The organism is Kitasatospora sp. GAS204B, from assembly GCF_029892155.1.
Lineage (GTDB): Bacteria > Actinomycetota > Actinomycetes > Streptomycetales > Streptomycetaceae > Kitasatospora.
The window spans coordinates 1-17,308 of sequence record NZ_JARZAG010000044.1 but is presented as its reverse complement, the minus strand read 5'-3'; the positions used below and the strand labels follow the sequence as shown (position 1 = coordinate 17,308).

At 71.4% G+C, this 17,308-nt stretch carries 13 protein-coding genes; 7 read left to right on the top strand and 6 right to left on the bottom strand.

Translation table 11 applies throughout. The annotated features are described in order from the left end of the window. Positions 1-87: 87 nt before the first annotated feature. From P3T41_RS34860 to P3T41_RS34845, 4 genes are all read right to left on the bottom strand, one after another. Complete coding sequence (locus P3T41_RS34860) at positions 88-729, bottom strand: hypothetical protein (protein ID WP_280694667.1); 642 nt, start codon at positions 727-729, stop codon at positions 88-90. 245 nt (positions 730-974) lie between these two features. Next, positions 975-1,853 (bottom strand): geranyl diphosphate 2-C-methyltransferase, encoded by an 879-nt coding sequence (locus P3T41_RS34855; RefSeq protein WP_280694666.1) that lies wholly within the window; start codon positions 1,851-1,853, stop codon positions 975-977. Positions 1,854-1,924: 71 nt separating this feature from the next. Beyond that, positions 1,925-3,076 (bottom strand): family 2 encapsulin nanocompartment cargo protein terpene cyclase, encoded by a 1,152-nt coding sequence (locus tag P3T41_RS34850; RefSeq protein WP_280694665.1) that lies wholly within the window; start codon positions 3,074-3,076, stop codon positions 1,925-1,927. Positions 3,077-3,079: 3 nt separating this feature from the next. After that, the gene (locus P3T41_RS34845; RefSeq protein ID WP_280694663.1) at positions 3,080-4,519 is read right to left on the bottom strand and encodes a family 2B encapsulin nanocompartment shell protein; all 1,440 of its coding nucleotides are present in this window, start codon (positions 4,517-4,519) and stop codon (positions 3,080-3,082) included. Between the two features lie 576 nt (positions 4,520-5,095). Here P3T41_RS34845 and P3T41_RS34840 point away from each other — a divergent pair. Continuing rightward, positions 5,096-6,715 (top strand): SpoIIE family protein phosphatase, encoded by a 1,620-nt coding sequence (locus P3T41_RS34840; RefSeq protein WP_280694662.1) that lies wholly within the window; start codon positions 5,096-5,098, stop codon positions 6,713-6,715. Positions 6,716-6,801: 86 nt separating this feature from the next. Here P3T41_RS34840 and P3T41_RS34835 read toward each other — a convergent pair whose 3' ends face one another. Beyond that, positions 6,802-8,595: an alkaline phosphatase family protein gene (locus P3T41_RS34835; RefSeq protein WP_280694661.1), complete on the bottom strand. Its 1,794-nt coding sequence runs from the start codon at positions 8,593-8,595 to the stop codon at positions 6,802-6,804. A 394-nt stretch (positions 8,596-8,989) separates the two neighbouring features. Between P3T41_RS34835 and P3T41_RS34830 the strand changes: the two genes are divergently transcribed. The 3 genes from P3T41_RS34830 (at position 8,990) to P3T41_RS34820 (ending at position 12,771) form a co-directional block, all read left to right on the top strand. Then, positions 8,990-10,744: a sodium:solute symporter family protein gene (locus P3T41_RS34830; protein ID WP_280694660.1), complete on the top strand. Its 1,755-nt coding sequence runs from the start codon at positions 8,990-8,992 to the stop codon at positions 10,742-10,744. Positions 10,745-10,757: 13 nt separating this feature from the next. Further along, entirely contained in the window at positions 10,758-11,021 is a 264-nt protein-coding gene (locus P3T41_RS34825) for a hypothetical protein (protein WP_280694659.1), read from the top strand. Between the two features lie 415 nt (positions 11,022-11,436). Beyond that, a complete protein-coding gene (locus P3T41_RS34820) occupies positions 11,437-12,771 on the top strand; it encodes a globin domain-containing protein (RefSeq protein WP_280694658.1) in 1,335 nt (444 codons plus the stop codon). A gap of 91 nt (positions 12,772-12,862) precedes the next feature. On the opposite strand, the gene P3T41_RS34815 is transcribed toward P3T41_RS34820, so the two are convergent. Beyond that, positions 12,863-13,669, bottom strand: a complete 807-nt coding sequence (locus tag P3T41_RS34815; RefSeq protein ID WP_280694657.1) for an SAM-dependent methyltransferase — start codon at positions 13,667-13,669, stop codon at positions 12,863-12,865. 400 nt (positions 13,670-14,069) lie between these two features. Between P3T41_RS34815 and P3T41_RS34810 the strand changes: the two genes are divergently transcribed. From P3T41_RS34810 to polX, 3 genes are read left to right on the top strand one after another with little or no spacing between them, the layout of a single operon-like run. Then, positions 14,070-14,627: a sigma-70 family RNA polymerase sigma factor gene (locus P3T41_RS34810; protein ID WP_280694656.1), complete on the top strand. Its 558-nt coding sequence runs from the start codon at positions 14,070-14,072 to the stop codon at positions 14,625-14,627. Then, complete coding sequence (locus tag P3T41_RS34805) at positions 14,624-15,490, top strand: glycoprotein (RefSeq protein ID WP_280694655.1); 867 nt, start codon at positions 14,624-14,626, stop codon at positions 15,488-15,490. Before P3T41_RS34810 ends, P3T41_RS34805 begins: the two co-directional genes overlap by 4 nt. A 9-nt stretch (positions 15,491-15,499) precedes the next feature. After that, complete coding sequence (polX, locus tag P3T41_RS34800) at positions 15,500-17,218, top strand: DNA polymerase/3'-5' exonuclease PolX (RefSeq protein WP_280694654.1); 1,719 nt, start codon at positions 15,500-15,502, stop codon at positions 17,216-17,218. Positions 17,219-17,308 lie beyond the last annotated feature (90 nt).

The window sequence follows — 17,308 nt, the reverse complement described above, 5'->3', positions numbered from 1 at the left end:
CCTAAGGCCTGTCGTGGTGCCAGTCCCCGCGCCGGAGGGCGACCGGCTGACAAGCCGTCAAGATGGTCACCGAGCTGCCCCGGCGGCTTACAGCTCCCCGGTCCCCCGCCGGTGCCCGCGCCCCGACCAGCCCGGCTCGACCCGCTCCCAGGCCAGCTCCCAGTCGCGCTCGGCCCGGTGGTCCAGCGTGTGCCGTCGCACCCGGTAGCCGACCAGCGACACGGCGCCGAACCCGCTCAGCGCGCCGATCCCGTACAGCGCGGCGGCGGTCGCCAGCTCGCTGTCGGGCTGCGGCGGCGCGGCCGGAGCGCCGCCGTCGTCGACGAAGAGCGGCACCTGGCCGCCCCGCGGGGTGCCGATCGGCACCCCGATCACGCCGGTGTGCGGCACCGACTGCGGGTAGGTCCAGGCGGCATCGGCCTGCGCCGCCCACGGGGAGCGCGCGGGGCTGTCGGTGGCGGCGCTCAGCGTGGCGGCGGTGACCTGGTGGCGGTGCAGCGTGAGCTGCCGCGCCTGCGCCCGCATGCCACCGAGCAGGATCAGCGCGACCAGTGTCCCGACCGCGACCGCCAGCACCATCGCCGCCGCCAGCGCGATCAGCAGCCGGCTGCGCGAGCGGTCCACCGGACGGCACAGGGGGCTGTCGTCCCGGCCGAGCGCGCGCCGCACCTGGCGCGCCAGAGGCGTGCCGGCGCCGGCATGCCTGTGCGAGACGGATGCGCTGGACATGGCGCACCTCCTGACTGCCGGGTCGCGACCGGCAGGTTCCTGCTCCCGGACCCGCGGGGCGTTCGCCGCGCGGACCGGCAGCCGTCCCCTGCTCGGTCTCCACCTCTCAGTCTGTGCCCACCGGCCGCCTTCCTCCACGGGCGGCGGTCCCGGCCGTCCAGGAACGCCTGTCAGCGGTGCCGGCCAGGCCGACCCGCGACGGGCGCCCGGCCGGTCCACCTGCGCTCGCTACCCGCTGTGAGCGGTCAGATCTTGTCCGCAGCGATCATCAAGTAGTGGAAACTGCCCTCGCGATAGGCCGTCAGGAACGCGTCCTCGATGCCGCTCGCCACCTCGGCCTGGGCCCGCAACTCCCAGTAGGGGATGGTGGCGGCGGTCAGGTCGACCACGCTGATCGGGACCAGGTCGTTGGCCGACATCGCCGCGAAGTACTCGCTGCGCGGGTGGATGTCGCAGATGTAGTGCGCGTCGATCTGGCTGACCGCGCGGGACGGCTGCCGACCGTGCACGTCGTTGTAGCAGCCGGTGATCGTGACGTACCGGCCGCCAGGGCGCAGCACCCGGCTGTGCTCGGCGAAGAGCTTGTGCAGGTCGACGTACATGGTGCTCTCGTTGTTCCAGATCGCCTGGAAGGTGGCGTCGGGGAACTCGTTGTGCAACATGTTGCGGAAGTGGAAGGCCACCTTGTCGGCGACCCCGCGCTCGCCCGCCTGGTTGTTGGCGAACCGCACCTGCTCCTCGGAGATCGAGATGCCGTCCACCTGGCAGCCGAAGCGGAGGTTCGCCAGGAAGCTGGTGCCGCCCCGTCCGGACCCGGCGTCCAGGATCCGGTCCCCGGCGCCGAGCGGGCCGAGCTGGTCGAGCAGGTACTCGGCCTGGGCCGCCTCCAGGCGGTGCAGCTCCGCCACGATCCGCTGCTCGCGGGTGGCCTCGTCGCCCTCCAGCACGGACCGGTCGACCTCGCCGATGCCGTAGTGGTGGTGGAAGGTTCCGCTGACCTCACCGAGCCGCAGGTTGACCGGCGCCTTCTCGTTGTTCCAGTACTCGGCCACGGACTGCTGGTACTTGGTGGCCAGCACCTGGGTGGACCGGGCGTTCGGGGTGGCGCTGTCGAGCAGGGTCATGATGTCCGTCCTCAGGAATGGTCAGGAATGGTCGGGTGTGGTCAGGCATGGCCAGGAATGGCCATGCCTGGTTACGGCTGGTTGTAGCGGGGACTGCTGGCGTGCCACTCCTTGTTGCCGCCGAGCCAGGCCCACAGCGCGCCCAGGTAGCGGGTCAGCAGCGGGTCGCCGCTGGCGCTGAGCGCGGCGGCGGCGGCCTCGAAGGAGTGCACGAGCTCGTTGTGCAGGTCGGCGGCCCGGTGGGTGGCCTCGGCCAGCGAACAGCCCTCCTCCGCCGCGATCACGGTGGGCAGGTTGTACTCCAGGCCCGCCGCACCGCCCTCCTTGCGCATCGAGTAGACGTCGTTGAGCAGCACCGAGGCGAGCGCGGCCTGCACGGTGGCCCGGCGGACCGCGGAGCTGCCGTAGACGGTGGCGGGCAGCTCGTAGCCGCCCATCGTGTCCACCAGCGTCATGCAGGGCAGGAAGCTGTTCATCTGACGGTTCGCCAGGTACTCCCAGACGGCCGGCGGGCGACCGCCGATCCGCCAGCCGGCCTCGGCGTCCATGCCGAGGAAGAGCCCGGCGATCTCCTGGCGCAGGCGGGTGATCTGGGCGCCGCTGGCGTACTCGGCGAGCCGCTCGACGGAGTCGCGCAGCGCGTGCCAGACGGGCTGGGTGGTCATCTCGCGCTGGTAGGCCTCGGCGTGGCGCCCTGGCAGCTGGGCCGGGTCGATCGCCGACTGGGCGAGCATCAGCTGCGGCCCGAGGCGTTCGGGGTGGTCGCCGGTGGCGGCCTCGTCGCAGAAGTAGTCGTCGACGGCGAACTCGGCCGCCATGCAGCGCGCCGCGGCCAGCAGCCGGTCCGGGTCGTCGGTGTCGGGGTGGGTGAGCATGACCAGGCGTCCGTAGCCGGCGTGGCGGAACTTCTCCAACTGGCCGGCGTAGATGCCGACCTGCTCGGCCCAGCGGACCAGCCGGTCGTCGATCTCCTGGCCGAGCGCCGGATCGTCGCGCAGGTGCGGCGGGCAGTACAGCTCGGGCAGCGCGGCGTCGGAGGCAGGTCGGGCACGCTCGGGCCGCGCGGCGGCCGAACCGGCCGCCGCGCCGCGTGGCCGCAGCAACTCGCCGACGCGGGCCGCCGAGGTGCCCAGGCCGGTCGGTCCGGTCGGCAGCCGGCGGGCGACGGGAGGGGCCGGCGGCCGTCCCGGCCGGGCGGGGGGCAGGGCTTCGAAGACGGCCACCGGTCAGGACCTCGGCGCGGCGATGTCGACGTTCTCCAGGACCCCGACGGCGTCCTGGACCAGGATCGCCACCGAGTAGTAGGCGGTCACCAGGTAGCGCATGATCGCCTTGTCGTCGATCCCCATGAAACGGACGTTCAGGCTGGGCTCGAACTCGTCGGGAATGCCGGTCTGGTGCAACCCGATGACCCCCTGGTCCTTCTCGCCGGTGCGCATCGCGAGGATCGAGGAGGTGTGCCCGCCGGTGATCGGGATCTTGCCGCTGGGGAAGATCGGCACGCCGCGCCAGGCCGGCACCTGGTGACCGTCGACCGTGGTGCTGTCCGGGTAGATGCCGCGCTTGGTGCACTCGCGGAAGAACGCCGCGATGGCCTTGGGGTGGGCGAGGAAGAGGTCGGTGCCGCGCCGCATCGAGAGCAGGTCGTCCATGTCGTCCGGAGTGGGCGGCCCGGACCAGGTGTTGATCCGCTGGTCGTAGGCGGCGTTGTGGAGCAGGCCGAACTGACGGTTGTTCAGCAGCTCCCACTCCTGGCGCTCGCGGATCTCCTCGACGGTCAGCCGCAGTTGTTCCTCGAGCTGGTTCATCGGGTCGTTGTAGAGGTCGGCGACCCGGGTGTGCATCCGCAGGATGGTCTGGGTGAGCGAGAGTTCGTACTCGCGCGGCGAGAGCTCGTAGTCCACGAAGGAGCCGGGGATCTCCGCCTCGCCCTCGTGCCCGGCGGCGACGGCGACCTCCACCTCGCCCTTGGAGTTCACCCGCCGCTCGCTGTTGGCGACGAACTTGCCGACCTGCTCGCGCAGTTCGGCGGAGCGGTCGAACAGGTCGAGGAAGGCGTCCCAGCGCAGCACCAGCAGCGTCCCGGCGGTGGCGGCCCTGACCGTGGCACTCCAGCGCGGCGCGGCCCCGCGCGCGCTGCCGGCCCCCAGGTCCAGCAGGGCCTCGTCACCCAGGTGGTCGCCGTCGGCCAGGACGCCGATGGTCTTCTCCTCGTCGCCGTACTTGCCGGCCGCGATCCGCTCCATCCGGCCGTGCGCGATGACGAAGACCTCCTCCACCGGCCGGCCGCGCTCCGCGATCACCTCGCCCGCGCGGAACTCCCGCACCACGAACCGGCCGGCCAGCTCGGTCAGCAGCGCGTCGTCGCCGAACTCGCGCAGCACCGGCAGTTCGCGCAGCGTCTCGGGGATGATCCGGACGTCGTCCGCCCCGGACTGGACGAAGCCGACCCGGCCGCGGCCGACGGCCAGCGAGAGCCGCCGGTTGACCCGGTAGGTGCCGCCGGACACCTGCACCCACGGGAGCCGGCGCAGCAGCCAGCGTGAGGTGATGCCGCGCATCTGGGGCACGGACTTGGTGGTGGTGGTCAGGGTGCGCGCGGCGGCGGTGCTCAGGCTGAACTGGGTGGGGGCGGCGGCGGGGGTGGCGTCCGGTTCTATCGTCATCGAGGCGCTCCAGGGGAGAGAATGAGGGCATGCCCATGTCAATAGCGGCGGCGTACAGCAAGGGCAACCGCTCTCGATCACCCGTGCCAGGTGTGAGAACGATAAGCCCACCGGGAACAGCAGTACGGATCGAACGCGCCAACCTCCAGCCCTCGACCCGACGATCGCGAGTGGGGCATCGCGCCAGGTCAGAGCGGATATCAGGAGCTACACCGAGTACAGACGGAATCGATCATTCCGCTAAATGCCCGGGTGGACGCGATGATCGACAGTGGCTTGATCATGACGAGCCCCGAACACGGTGCGGCCCCGGCCCCCTACAATCCGCCACCACACCGCCGGGCGCGCCCAGCAGGTCGCAACCGGTTTCGCCGCACGCCTCCTGACGATCGCTCAGCGGGTCACCGCCCGTCGGCCCCGATGGTGCGTCACCATGGCAGGCCAGGCACACTGGGCGACAGCTCGCTCCTTGATGCGTTTCGCCCGAGGCGGCGCGATCATGGACGGAGTGCGGTTTTGCCCGCGGGGGCAGAGGTGCGGTTTTGCCCGCGGGGGCAGGAGGGCAGGAGAAAGACGGTGCACGCCGAGACCTCGGGCCAGAACGCCGACTCCGCACACGGCGAGCCGGCCGTCGCGGGCGAGGCCGCCCTGGTGCGCGCCGCGTTCGACAGCGCGCCGGTGGGCCTGGCCATCGTGGATCCGGAGCTGCGCTGGGTGCGGGCCAACCTCGCCTTTCTCGCCCTGACCGGCTGCTCGGCCGCCGAACTGCTCGGCCACCCGGTGGCCGACACCTCGCTGCGCGAGCTCGGGCCGGCGCTCCGACAGGCGCTCGCCGGGGCGCAGTCCGCCGAGCTGAGCCTGGGCCCAGGGGTGACGCTGCGCTGCCGCCGCCTGGAGTCCGACCACGCGGCGGCGGGGGTGCTGGTCACGGTCGCCGCCGACGAGCAGGTCCGGGCCCGGCTGACCCTGCTGAAGACCGCCGCCGACCGGATCGGCAGCACGCTGGACGCGGACACCACCTGCATCGAGCTGGCCCGGTTCGCGGTGGACACCGGCATCGCCGAGTTCGCGGCCGTCGACCTGCTGCCGGGCAGCCACTCCGGTACTGTCACCGGCCGGATCCGGCTGCACCGCGCCGCGCTGGCGGCCACTCCCGCGCTCACGCCACGGCTGGCCGGCCTGGCCCAGCCCGGCGAGAGCGTGCGGTACGGCGACGACTCCGTGGCCGCCCAGTGCCTGACCACCGGCCAACCGGTGCTCGGCGAGGCGCCCGCCGAACTCGCCGCGCCGGGCGGCGCCGAGCAGTCGCTGGCCGTCCCGCTGATCGCGCGCGGACGCACCGTCGGCATCCTCTGGCTGGCCCGACCGGGCGCCGCCGCACCGGAGTTCGGCGGCGAGGGCCTGGTGCTGATCGAGGACCTGTGCGGGCACGCCGCGCTCAGCATCGACAACGCGCTGCGCTACACCAGCTCCCAGGGCGTCGCGCTGGACCTGCAGCGGGCCCTGCTCGCCGACCCGGCCACCCCGCACCCCAACCTGCAACTGGCCACCCGCTACCTGCCGTCCGGCAGCAGCTCGGTGGTCGGCGGCGACTGGTACGAGGCCGTCCGGCTGCCGTTCGGGCGGACCCTGCTGGTGATCGGCGACGTGATGGGCCACGGCGTCGAGGCGGCCGTCGACATGAGCACCTACCGCTCGATGCTCCGCTACACCGCCAGCATGGACCTGCCGCCGCATCGGATCCTGCGTCAGTTGGACGCGCTGATCTCGGAGAACGAGACCGCCCGCCCCGCCACCTGCCTGCTCGCCCTGGCCGACCCCAACCGCCGACGCTGGACCTTCGCCAGCGCCGGCCACCTGCCGCCCGCCCTGATCACCCCCGGCCTGCCCACCGAACTCGTTGAGTTGCCCACCGGTCCACCCCTGGGCAGCGGGCTGGCCGACTACGCACAGGTCACCCGCCCCCTGCTGCCCGCCCAGGTGCTGCTGCTCTACACCGACGGCCTGGTGGAGCGCCGCCACGAGGACATCGACGTCTCACTGGCCCGGCTCGCCGACCTGCCCCTGCAAGCCGGCGCCGACCTGGAGGACCTGCTGGACACCGTCCTGCACCAACTCGCCGCCACCCCGGCCCAGGACGACACGGCCCTGCTCGCGGCCCGCGCCCGGCCACCGCAGGAGCCGGGTCGCGGCTGACGGGGCCCGGCAACCATGACGGCGGCCGGCCGCACCCCCCTGCGGGAGTGCTGCCGGCCGCCATCGGCTTCGCGGTCCGTCGTCGGTCAGCTCACGGTGAGGGTGAGCGGGCCGGCGAGCGCCGTGTAGCCGTCGTTGTAGAGGTACCAGACGTCATAGCTGCCCGGACCGTTGAGCTTGGTGGTGTCGAAGGTCAGGCTGCCGCTGCCGTTCGGCGCGTACTGCCAGGTGATCGAGGACTGCGAACCGGGCGTCGCGCCGGCCGGGTAGATGCCGATCCAGTTGGTCGAGCTGGTGGTCGCGGCCGGCGTCGCGTACTGGAAGGTGACGCTCGAGCCGTTGGCGACGCTCGGCGTGCCGGTGGTCAGCGTGGTGGTCGGCGCCGGGGCGGTGGTGGGCGCGAAGGCGTCGTTCAGCGGGGTCGCGTAGGTGTCGTTGGCGGTGATGCCGGGCAGGCCCAGCGCCGCCTCGATGGTGCGGGCGGTGCTGTAGTGGTCGTAGCGGCTGGCGCTGGTGGTGCCGGCCGGGACGGTGCCCTGCGAGCCGTCGACGACCGCGGCCACCTGGTTGTCGGCGTTGCTGGTGTCCTCGTCCCAGGTGAGGATCAGCAGCGACTTCTGGGTGGTCCAGGCCGGCGACTGCATGATCGGCGCCAGCGTCTGCTTCAGCCAACCGTCCTGGGTCTGCAGGCTGGTGGTGTTGCCGTTGCCGGAGGCCTCGCCGTCGTAGTAGTCGTCGGCGGCGACCCAGGAGAAGGCCGGGGTGGTGGCCGCGCTCTTCAGGTCGGTGGTCAGCTGAGTGGTGTCGAACAGGTGCGCGGCGCAGCGGGACGCGTTGCCGCTGACATCGGTGTAGTTGATGAACGGGGCGTCGTCCGGCTCGTACTTGGCGTCGTACTGGGTGGTGGTGTTGCAGGGGGTGCCCATGCCCTGCTCGTACGCCTTCCAGCTCTTGCCGGCGGCGTCGAGCTTGTCGCCCAGGTTGGTGCCCGGCGCGTTGATGTTCGGCCAGTAGGTGGCACCGGTGGTGTAGGTGTCACCGCCCGCGACGGCCAGGTAGTTCTCGTCGCTCGGGTGGTACACGGCGTGGTAGTTGTTCATCGACGCGCCCTGCGCCATCAGACTGTGGATGTACGGCGTGTCGGTCGGGTCGCCCATCACCGCCGAGTAGTCGGTGTTCTCCATCATGACCATGAAGACGTGGTCGTAGCCCGGCACCTTGGAGACCGGCGGCGCCAGGGTGGCGGCGGTGACCGGGGTGTTCAGGGTCAACGAGAGGTTGTCCAGGTAGCCGGACTCGCCCGAGCTCTGCAGGAACTGGGCCTCGACCTGGATCGAGCGGGTGCCGGCCGGGACGGCGCCGGTGCTGGCGCGGGCCAGGAACTCGGTGGTGTTGGAGCGGTCCGCGGCCGAGACCGTGGGCAGGTTCGCGGTCGAACCGAGCTGCGCGCCCGAGGCGTCCTGGAACTTCAGCGAGACCTGGACGTTGCCCGCGTAGCTGGTCCAACCGCCCAGCCAGCCCGAGAGGTTGTAGCTGATGCCGCCGCCGTCGATGGCGCCGGCGGCGGAGGAGACGTCCACGGTCTGCTCCATCGCGCCGTCACCCTGGTTGCCGGGGGCGAAGAAGGCGTTGCCGGGCGCCGGGCTGGCCGGGTGGCCGAAGCTGCCGACCGAGTAGCAGACCACGTCCGGGCTGCCGGAGAGCACCGTCCAGCCCGGCATGGTGGTGGCAGCGGTCCAGTCCTTGGTGCAGTAGCCCGCCTCGGCACTGCCGTTCACGATCAGGTTGCCGCTGGTGGCAGCCGCGCTCGCGGGCTGCACCGTGATCAGCGCGCCCAGCAGGGCGAGAACCGCGCCCAGTGCTCGCCAAAGTCGTCTCATATGTCCGCCGACCCTTCAGTCGTTCGCCATCGCGCCGAGTTGCGTCGATGGCAACTCTCTTGCCCGTGCCACGTCATAAGTAGCGCTCCGGGCTGTCCTCGCGGCTAACGGTCGGCCAACGCATGCTGGCCGAAATGGCCGGGATCTGAGGTGAGTTGTATAGACAAGATGGCCTCGCCCTGCCGCCTGCCCGGTTTCGGACACGGATGCCGGTCCAGCGGTCGGGCGCTCGCCCACCCAGCCGCTCGCCCACCCAGCCGCACAGGCACCGAGTCGCTCGGCCACCCAGCCGCGCAGCCGGTCGGCCCAGTCGAAACGCCCACCCCCGGGTGACGAGCAGCCCGGGCCGTCGCCCCGCGCTGCTAGAACGGGACGCCCCGAGGGGGTGAGGTTCATGAAGATCCCGGCCATCAGCAACGTGGCCCCGCAGCAGCTGACCACACACCAGCCGGCCACCCATCAGCTCGCCGACGCCGGCCTGCGGCTGAACGCCAGGCCGATCGACTACGCGCTGCTCGCCGTCTACTTCGCCGTCGTGCTCGGCATCGGCGCGCTCGCCCGGCGCTCGGTCTCCTCCAGCCTGGACTTCTTCCTGTCCGGCCGCTCGCTGCCCGCCTGGCTGACGGGTCTGGCGTTCATCTCCGCCAACCTCGGTGCGGTCGAGATCTTCGGCATGACGGCCAACGGCGCCCAGTTCGGCGTGCCGACCTTCCACTACTACTGGATCGGCGCGATCCCGGCCATGGTCTTCCTCGGCCTGGTGATGATGCCCTTCTACTACGGCTCGAAGGTGCGCAGCGTCCCCGAGTTCCTGCTGCGGCGCTTCGGCAGGTTCGCGCACCTGGTCAACGGGCTCAGCTTCGCCGTCGCCCAGGTGCTGATCGCCGGAGTCAACCTCTACGCGCTGGCCACCGTGGTCAACCTGCTGCTGGGCTGGCCGCTCTGGGTGTCGATCGTGGCCGCCGCCGTGATCGTGCTGGCCTACACCACGCTGGGCGGGCTGTCGGCGGCGGTCTACAACGAGGTGATGCAGTTCTTCGTGATCGTGGCGATGCTGGTGCCGCTCACCCTGGTCGGCCTGCACAAGGTCGGCGGCTGGCACGGGTTGACCGATCGGATCAAGGCCACGAACAACGACGCGGCCGCCCAACTGCACTCCTGGCCCGGCAGCAACCTCACCGGCATCGAGAACGCCGCGCTCTCGGTGATCGGCATCGTCTTCGGGCTCGGCTTCGTGCTCTCCTTCGGCTACTGGACCACCAACTTCGCCGAGGTGCAGCGCGCGCTGGCCGCCCGCAACACGTCCGCCGCCCGCCGCACCCCGCTGATCGGCGCGTACCCGAAAGCACTGATCGCCCTGGTGATCGTGATCCCCGGGATGCTGGCTGCCGTGCTCTCCCCGGAGCTGGCGGCGTACAAGGCCAGCGACGGCACGCTGAAGAACGGGGTGACGTACAACAACGCGATCGAACTGCTGATCCGCGACCTGCTGCCGACCGGCATGCTGGGCGTGGCGATCACCGGCCTGCTGGCCGCCTTCATGGCCGGCATGGCCGCCAACGTCAGCTCGTTCAACACGGTCTTCACCTACGACCTGTGGCAGGCGTACGTGGTCAAGGACCGCCCGGACGCGTACTACCTGCGGGTCGGGCGCACGGTCACCGTGCTGGGCTGCGCGATCGCGATCGGCACGGCGTTCATCGCCAGTGGCTACAACAACATCATGGACTACCTCCAGACCCTGTTCTCCTTCTTCAACGCCCCGCTCTTCGCCACCTTCATCCTGGGCATGTTCTGGAAGCGGACCACTCCGATGGCGGGCGGGGTCGGCCTGATCGTCGGTACCGCCGCGGCCGTCACCGTCGACCAGCTGAACCGGCACCACGTGCTGCACATGTCCGGGCAGGGCCCCAGCTTCGTCGCGGCCAGCGCCGCCTTCGTGCTGGACATCACGGTCAGCGTCGTCGTCTCACTGGTCACCGAACCCAAGCCGGACCGCGAACTGGCCGGCCTGGTCTGGTCGCTGACCCCACGTCAGACGCACCGTGAAGCGCTCGCCCCGGAGGACTCCGGCTGGTACCGCAACCCCGTGCTGCTCGGGGTCGGAGCACTGGTGCTGGCGACCGTGCTCAACGTGCTCTTCTGGTGAGAGGGACTCCCCCATGTTCGACCTGCGCTGGATCCTCGCCATGCTCTTCACCCTCTACGGCACCGTCCTCACCGTCCTGGGCGCCGCCTTCACCACCGATCTGGACCTGGCCCGGGCCGGCGGCGTGAACGTGAACCTCTGGGTGGGCATCGGCATGCTCATCGGGGCGGCCCTGTTCGGCACCTGGGCCGGCCTGCGCCCGCTCCGCCTGCCGGAACGGAGCGGGACGGAGCAGGCGGAGCAGGGCCCGACCGAACAGGGTCCGACCCCGAGTTGATCGCACTGACGCTTCTTCAGTACGCTGACGCGCAACCACAGTTCGTGGACCGGTGAGTCCCCGGACGAGATCGCAGCGACCGCGAGAATCAGTCAAACGGCAGCAGTGAAACGTCGAACGGTGGCGAACGGGAAAATTGACGGTCCCGCCGCGAAAGGTTCCGCGGCGCACGGCAGGCGGACGACAGGCGGACGGCATTCGCCTTCCCAGAAACCTTGCAGATTACCGTCATAACCAGTAATAACCCACCCCGAGCAGCGACTTGACCTGCCCCGGAACGGACACCAGCGGTTTCACAAATGCTTCACCGGTCGCTGCTTGCCAGGCCCAGCGCAGCTGTGGGCAGAATCGAATTGTTTCTGGCCGTACAGCGACAGCTCCGGGGGGAGGATGAGCTGGACAGGAGAGCTCCACCGTGAAGTTCCGCGCCAAGCGCGCTGCCGGCGAGGTCCGCAAGCCCTCGATTCCGGAGAGCGGCTGGCAGCCACCGCTTCCGCAGCCTGCCGTGGTGCCGCCGCAGCGGCCCGTTCCGGCCGGCGGGGCCGTACTCCCGAGCAATTCGGCCCAGTCGGCGAATGCGCCGACGGCCGGGCCGTTCGCCCCGCAGCCTGCCCCGGTGGATCAGGCCGCGAACGACAGTGCGCTGATCCGGGCCAGTCTCTCCGTGGTCGAACCGCATGCCGCGAACCTGCCGGGCTTCTTCTACGCGACCTTGTTCGGGCGCTATCCGCAGGTCCGCGAACTGTTCCCGCCCGACATGGACGTCCAGCACGACCGCTTGCTGCGGGCCCTGCTGATGATCGTCGATCTGGTGGACGATCCCGCCAATCTGGCGAGGTTCTGCGAACACCTGGGCCGCGACCATCGCAAGTTCGGCACCGAAAGCGCACATTACGCGGCGGTCGGCGAGTGCCTGCTGGCCACCCTGGCGCACTACGCGGGCCCCGCCTGGAACGCCGGGACCGCCGCCGCCTGGTCCCGGGCGTACACCACGGTCGCCGAGGTGATGGACCAGGCCGCCAGGGCCGACGCGGCGATCCGCCCCGCCGTCTGGGGCGCCCAGATCGTCGCGCACCACCGACACGGCGACGAGATCGCCGAGTTGACCGTGCGGACCGACCAGCCGTACCCCTTCGTCGGCGGGCAGTACGTCAGCGTGGCGACCCCGTGGTGGCCGAAGCTGTGGCGCTACCTCTCCCCCGCCAACGCCCCGCGGCCCGACGGCACCATCACCTTCCACGTCCAGCAGGTACCCGGCGGCCGGGTCAGCGGCGCGCTGGTGCAGCGTGCCGCGGTCGGCGACGTGCTGCAACTGGGCGCGCCGCAGGGCGACATGGTGCTCGATCCGGCCTCGGCCAGGGACATCGTCTGCATCGCGGGCGGCACCGGACTCGCCCCGATCCGCGCACTGGTCGAGCAGGCCGCACTGAACGGCCTGCGCCGACGGGTGGACGTCTTCCTCGGTGCCCGCACCGCCGCCGGCCTGTACGGGCTGGACGACCTGCTGCGGATGTCCCAGCGCCACCGCTGGCTCACCGTGCGCGCCGCCGTCGCCGACCAGGAGGCCCGCGACGGCGCCGCCTTCCTGCCCAAGGTGCTCGCCGATTCCGGTCCCTGGAAGCAGCACGACGCCTACCTCAGCGGACCCGCCCCGATGATCGTCACGGCCGCCCGGGTGCTGGCCCGGGGTGGGGTACCCCTGCACCGGATCCACCACGACCCGTTCGTGGCGCTGGACGACCTCGCCTGACGCGTCAATGTCCGTGCGTCGGCCACAAAGTCGGCCATAAGGACGGCCGGTGCACGGACGTTGACGAGCAGTCGGCTTGAGAACCGGCGGCTCAGGGCTTGAGCGCCACCCCCGCATACACCGAGGACTCCTCGTCGCTCACCATCGCGCCCTCGGGGCTGTCCGGGCGCCAGCGCTGGGTGGGCACGATGCCGGGCGCCACCAGCTCCCAGTCGCCGAAGAAGCGGGCGAACTCCGCCTTGCTGCGGGCCTGCAGCGGTGTGCCGGCGGACTGGTAGATCTGCACCAGCCGGGCGATCTCGGTGGGCGCGAAGTCCTCCGTCACGTGGGTCATCGCGACGGCGCTCCCGGAGACCAGAGCGCCCTTGAAGTGCTCCACGATCCCGTGGGTCCCGCGGTCGTCGGGGATGAAGTGCAGCAGGGCGTTGAGGCTCAGCGCGATCGGGCGGTCGAAGTCGAGGGTGTCGCGCAGCTCCGCCGAGGCGAGCAGCGCGGCCGGGTCCGTGACGTCGGCCTGGACGTAGGCGGTGCGGCCCTCGGGGGCGCCGATCAGCAGTGCCTTGGCGTGTGCCAGGACGATCGGGTCGTTGTCGGCGTAGACCACCCGGGCCGCGCGGTTGACGCTCTGGGCGATCTCATGGAGGTTCGGCGAGGTGGGGATGCCGGTGCCGATGTCGAGGAACTGGTCGATGCCGGCCTCGGCCAGCGCCCGGGCGGAGCGGTGCATGAAGGCGCGGTTGACCCGGGCGGTGGTCTGCACGAACGGCATCACGGCCTTCACCTGGCCCGCCGCCTCGCGGTCGGCGGCGAAGTTGGTGACGCCGCCGAGGAAGTAGTCGTACATCCGGGCCGAGTGCGCCCGGTGCAGCTCCAGGTTGACACCGTCGTAGTCGGTCATCGAATCCCCCTCCGTGATCCCGGTGGCCGCACGACCGCCGGTGGTGCTCCGCGGCGGCCCCGCAGCCGACCGCACAACTGGACGAGCACCATGATTCCCCACTCGGCAACGCATCATCCGGGCAACCCTGAAGTAGCTATGCCATGCGCATATGACACCATGTCAGTTAGTGGGATCATCTGAGCATCACAAACAGCTCTTCTCCTACACCGGGACGAGCCCACTCTGGTTCCATGGTCGTCGAGGGTGGGCACGACTCCTCCTGCGGCGGCCCGGCCGCGCCGCGGCTCGAACACCGAGCACGCAGAGAACGCTGAGAACGCCGAGAACCTTGACGAAGGCAGGACCGATGACGATGGACAAGGGCGGCCGCACAACCGGGCGCCCGGGAGGGCCTGCGGTGGACAGCACCGGTGAGGGCGCGGCCAATGCCCGGCTATGGCTCTCCTACCAGGTGTTCTGCGAGGTCCACGGCCGGGCCTGGCTGGCCTTCGCGCGCACCACGATCGGCAACCGCGCCGACGCCGAGCTGGTGGTGGCGGCGATGACGGCCGAACTGGCCCGGCAGTGGCCGCACGCGCTGCGCCACCAGGTGCCCGCCGCGTACGCCTGGCGGTTACTCAAGTCCCATCTCAACGACTGGGCTTGGAACCAGGACCAGGTGGCGGTCGAGGCCACCACCTTCGCCGTGGTGATCGACCGCTTCAAGGAGCTGGCCGGCGACAGCCTGCGCAGCGAGGCGGACCAGGTCGGCCTGTACGGCGCCATCCTGGCACTGCCGGACCGGCAACGTGACGTGGTGATCCTGCGTTACGTGCTCGACCTCGACGACCCGGAGATCGCCGCCTACCTGGACCGCCCGGTGGAGACCGTCCGCAGCAACCTGCGGCACGCCCGCGAGCGGCTGGCCCGGCGGCTGGGGATCGGCGAGCTGCCGGATCGGCGGGCCGAGCGGTGACCCGGCGGCCCAGGTCGGCGGCGCTGCCCGAGTGGCTCGGCTGCGAGCCCGACGGCACCGACCAGGCGGGCGCGCGGCTGGAGCCCGCGCTCTCGGTTCCCGCTCCCGTCCGCCCCTACGAGGAGCTGATCGCGGCCGCCCGCCAGGCCCGGCTCACCGCTGCCCCGGCCAACCTGCCCTCGGAGCACGAGCAGGCGAAGTTCGAACTCGGCCTGGTCGTCGCGCTGATCCTGGACGCGCCGGAGGCGGCCCGCGGCCTGGACCTGCTGGTCAACAGCCGGCAGATCCATCCCGAGGGCGCCGAGGTGTTCGCCGCGCTGCTCTACGCCAGCGAGCGGGTCGACGGCGCCGAGTTCTGGTGGCGCTTCGCGGCCGGCTCCGGCAGCCGGATCTCCGCCTACTGCCTGCACCTGCACCACCTGCGGCTGGGCGAGTCGGGCGACGCGGACTACTGGCTGGCCTGGTCCCGCGACCTCGCCGAGCGGGCCCGCCCGACCCCGCCGCGGCCGCTGCGCTCCAGCCAGCCGCTGCTGCCCGAGGCCGTCCGCCGCGACATCCTGGCCCGCTGCCACCGCGGCCTGGCGCCCCGGCTCCCGGCGGCCCTGGAGGCGGTGATCAACCAACTCCCGGTCAGGGCCGACGATCCCGACTTCGGGCACGTGCCGCGGCCGGACGCGTTCGCCATCGACGGCCTGGAGCCCCGGACCGGGCCCGCCCGCACCGCACCCGCAGCCCCAGCACCCGACGCACCCGCACTCGACGCCGCAGAGCTCGAGGCCGGAGAGCTCGACGCCGCAGAGCTCGAGGCCGGAGACTTCGAGGCCGCCCCCAGCTGCCGCACCCGCCCGCCCCGCCCCGCCTAGACTGGCCCCATGGCCCGTCTCAACGACGGGGTCGCGGCACTGCTGCAGGAGTACGCCGACCTCATCCTGCTGACCGGCGGCGACGCCTACCGCGCGCGCTCCTACGAGAAGGCCGCCCGGGCGGTGGGCGGGTACCACCGGGACCTCGCCCAGCTCGACGCGGCGGGGCTGCTGGAGATCCCCGGCGTCGGGAAGTCGACCGCGCAGAAGATCACCGAGTACCTGACCCACGGGCGCATCGCCACCCTGGAACAGCTGCGCGCGAAGGTCCCGCCCGGCCTGCGGGAGATCATGGCGATCCCCACCGTGGGCCCCAAGAAGGCCGCGATCATCTACCGGGAACTGGGCATCGCCACGGTCGACGAGCTGCTGGCGGCGACCCGGGACGAGCGGTTGAACGACCTGCCCCGGCTGGGGCCGCGCACGGCGGAGAACATCCGGCACGGCATCGAGCAGCTGCGCCAGGGCGGCGGGCGCACCCTGCTGAACGTCGCGACCGAGCTGGCGGACGAGCTGGTGGCCCGGCTGGCCGAGGTGCCGGGCTGCGTGCGGTGCGGGTGCGCGGGCTCGCTGCGCCGGCTGCGGGAGACCGTCGGCGACCTCGACATCCTCGCCGCCGCCAAGGACTCCGCCCCGCTGATGGCGGCCCTGAAGGCGCTGCCCGGCACCGCGGAGGTCCTGGTCAGCGGCCCCACCAAGACCTCGATCCGGACCACCGACGGCCTCCAGGTGGACCTGCGGGTGGTCCCGCCCGAGGACTGGGGCGCCGCGCTGGTCTACTTCACGGGCTCCAAGGCGCACAACATCAAGCTGCGCGCCCGAGCCGTCAAGGCCGGCCTCAAGCTCTCCGAGTACGGCCTGTTCGAGGTGGCGGGCGGCCGGAAGCTGGCCTCCCGGACGGAGCTCGAGATCTACCAGGCACTCGGCCTGCCCTGGATCCCGCCCACCCTTCGCGAGGACCGCGGCGAGATCGAGGCGGGCCTGAGCGGCGAGCTGCCGGACCTGGTCACCGAGCGCGAGGTGCGCGGCGATCTGCACACCCACACCGACCTGACCGACGGCCTGGCCACGCTGGCGGACATGCTCGCGGCAGCGGCCGAGCGCGGCTACGCGTACTACGCCGTCACCGACCACGCGCCGGACCTCTCGATGCAGCGGATGACGGACGAGAAGATGCTCGCCCAACGTGAGCGGCTACGCGAACTCGACGGCCACTTCGGGAAGATGCGCCTGCTGCACGGCACCGAACTCAACATCGGCCCGGACGGCGACGTCGACTGGCCGCCCGAGTTCCTGGCCGGCTTCGACCTCTGCGTGGCCTCGATCCACTCCCACTTCCGGGCCGACCGCGCCGAGCAGACCCGCCGCCTGGTGCGGGCCTGCGAGAACCCGTACGTCCACATCATCGGCCACCCCACCACCCGCCTGCTCGGTCGGCGCCCACCCATCGACGTCGACCTCGACGCGCTCTACGCCGCCTGTGCCCGCACCGGTACCGCTCTGGAGGTCAACTCCTCGCCCGAACGCCTCGATCTGAACGACGAACAGCTCCTGGCGGCCCGCCGCCACGGCGTCCGCTTCGCGGTGAACACCGACGCGCACTCGATCCCGCACCTGGCCAACCTGCGCTACGGCATCGGCACCGCCCAACGCGGCTGGCTCACCAGCGACGAGATCATCAACACCTGGCCCCTCACCCGCCTGCGCCGATTCCTGCGCCACGCCTAGTAGGGCTTGGTCAGGTGTACTCGCTGTGGCGTGTCTTTGTCCCGGTTGGCGCGTTGATGGTGTGTGACACCTGGGGAGATGGCCGAGGTC

Bases quoted from the DNA above. Each gene is read 5' to 3' on its own strand.
- P3T41_RS34860 (WP_280694667.1), bottom strand. From the start codon at position 729: ATGTCCAGCGCATCCGTCTCGCACAGGCATGCCGGCGCCGGCACGCCT.
- P3T41_RS34855 (WP_280694666.1), bottom strand. From the start codon at position 1,853: ATGACCCTGCTCGACAGCGCCACCCCGAACGCCCGGTCCACCCAGGTG.
- P3T41_RS34845 (WP_280694663.1), bottom strand. From the start codon at position 4,519: ATGACGATAGAACCGGACGCCACCCCCGCCGCCGCCCCCACCCAGTTC.
- P3T41_RS34835 (WP_280694661.1), bottom strand. From the start codon at position 8,595: ATGAGACGACTTTGGCGAGCACTGGGCGCGGTTCTCGCCCTGCTGGGC.
- P3T41_RS34830 (WP_280694660.1), top strand. From the start codon at position 8,990: ATGAAGATCCCGGCCATCAGCAACGTGGCCCCGCAGCAGCTGACCACA.
- P3T41_RS34825 (WP_280694659.1), top strand. From the start codon at position 10,758: ATGTTCGACCTGCGCTGGATCCTCGCCATGCTCTTCACCCTCTACGGC.
- P3T41_RS34815 (WP_280694657.1), bottom strand. From the start codon at position 13,669: ATGACCGACTACGACGGTGTCAACCTGGAGCTGCACCGGGCGCACTCG.
- polX (WP_280694654.1), top strand. From the start codon at position 15,500: ATGGCCCGTCTCAACGACGGGGTCGCGGCACTGCTGCAGGAGTACGCC.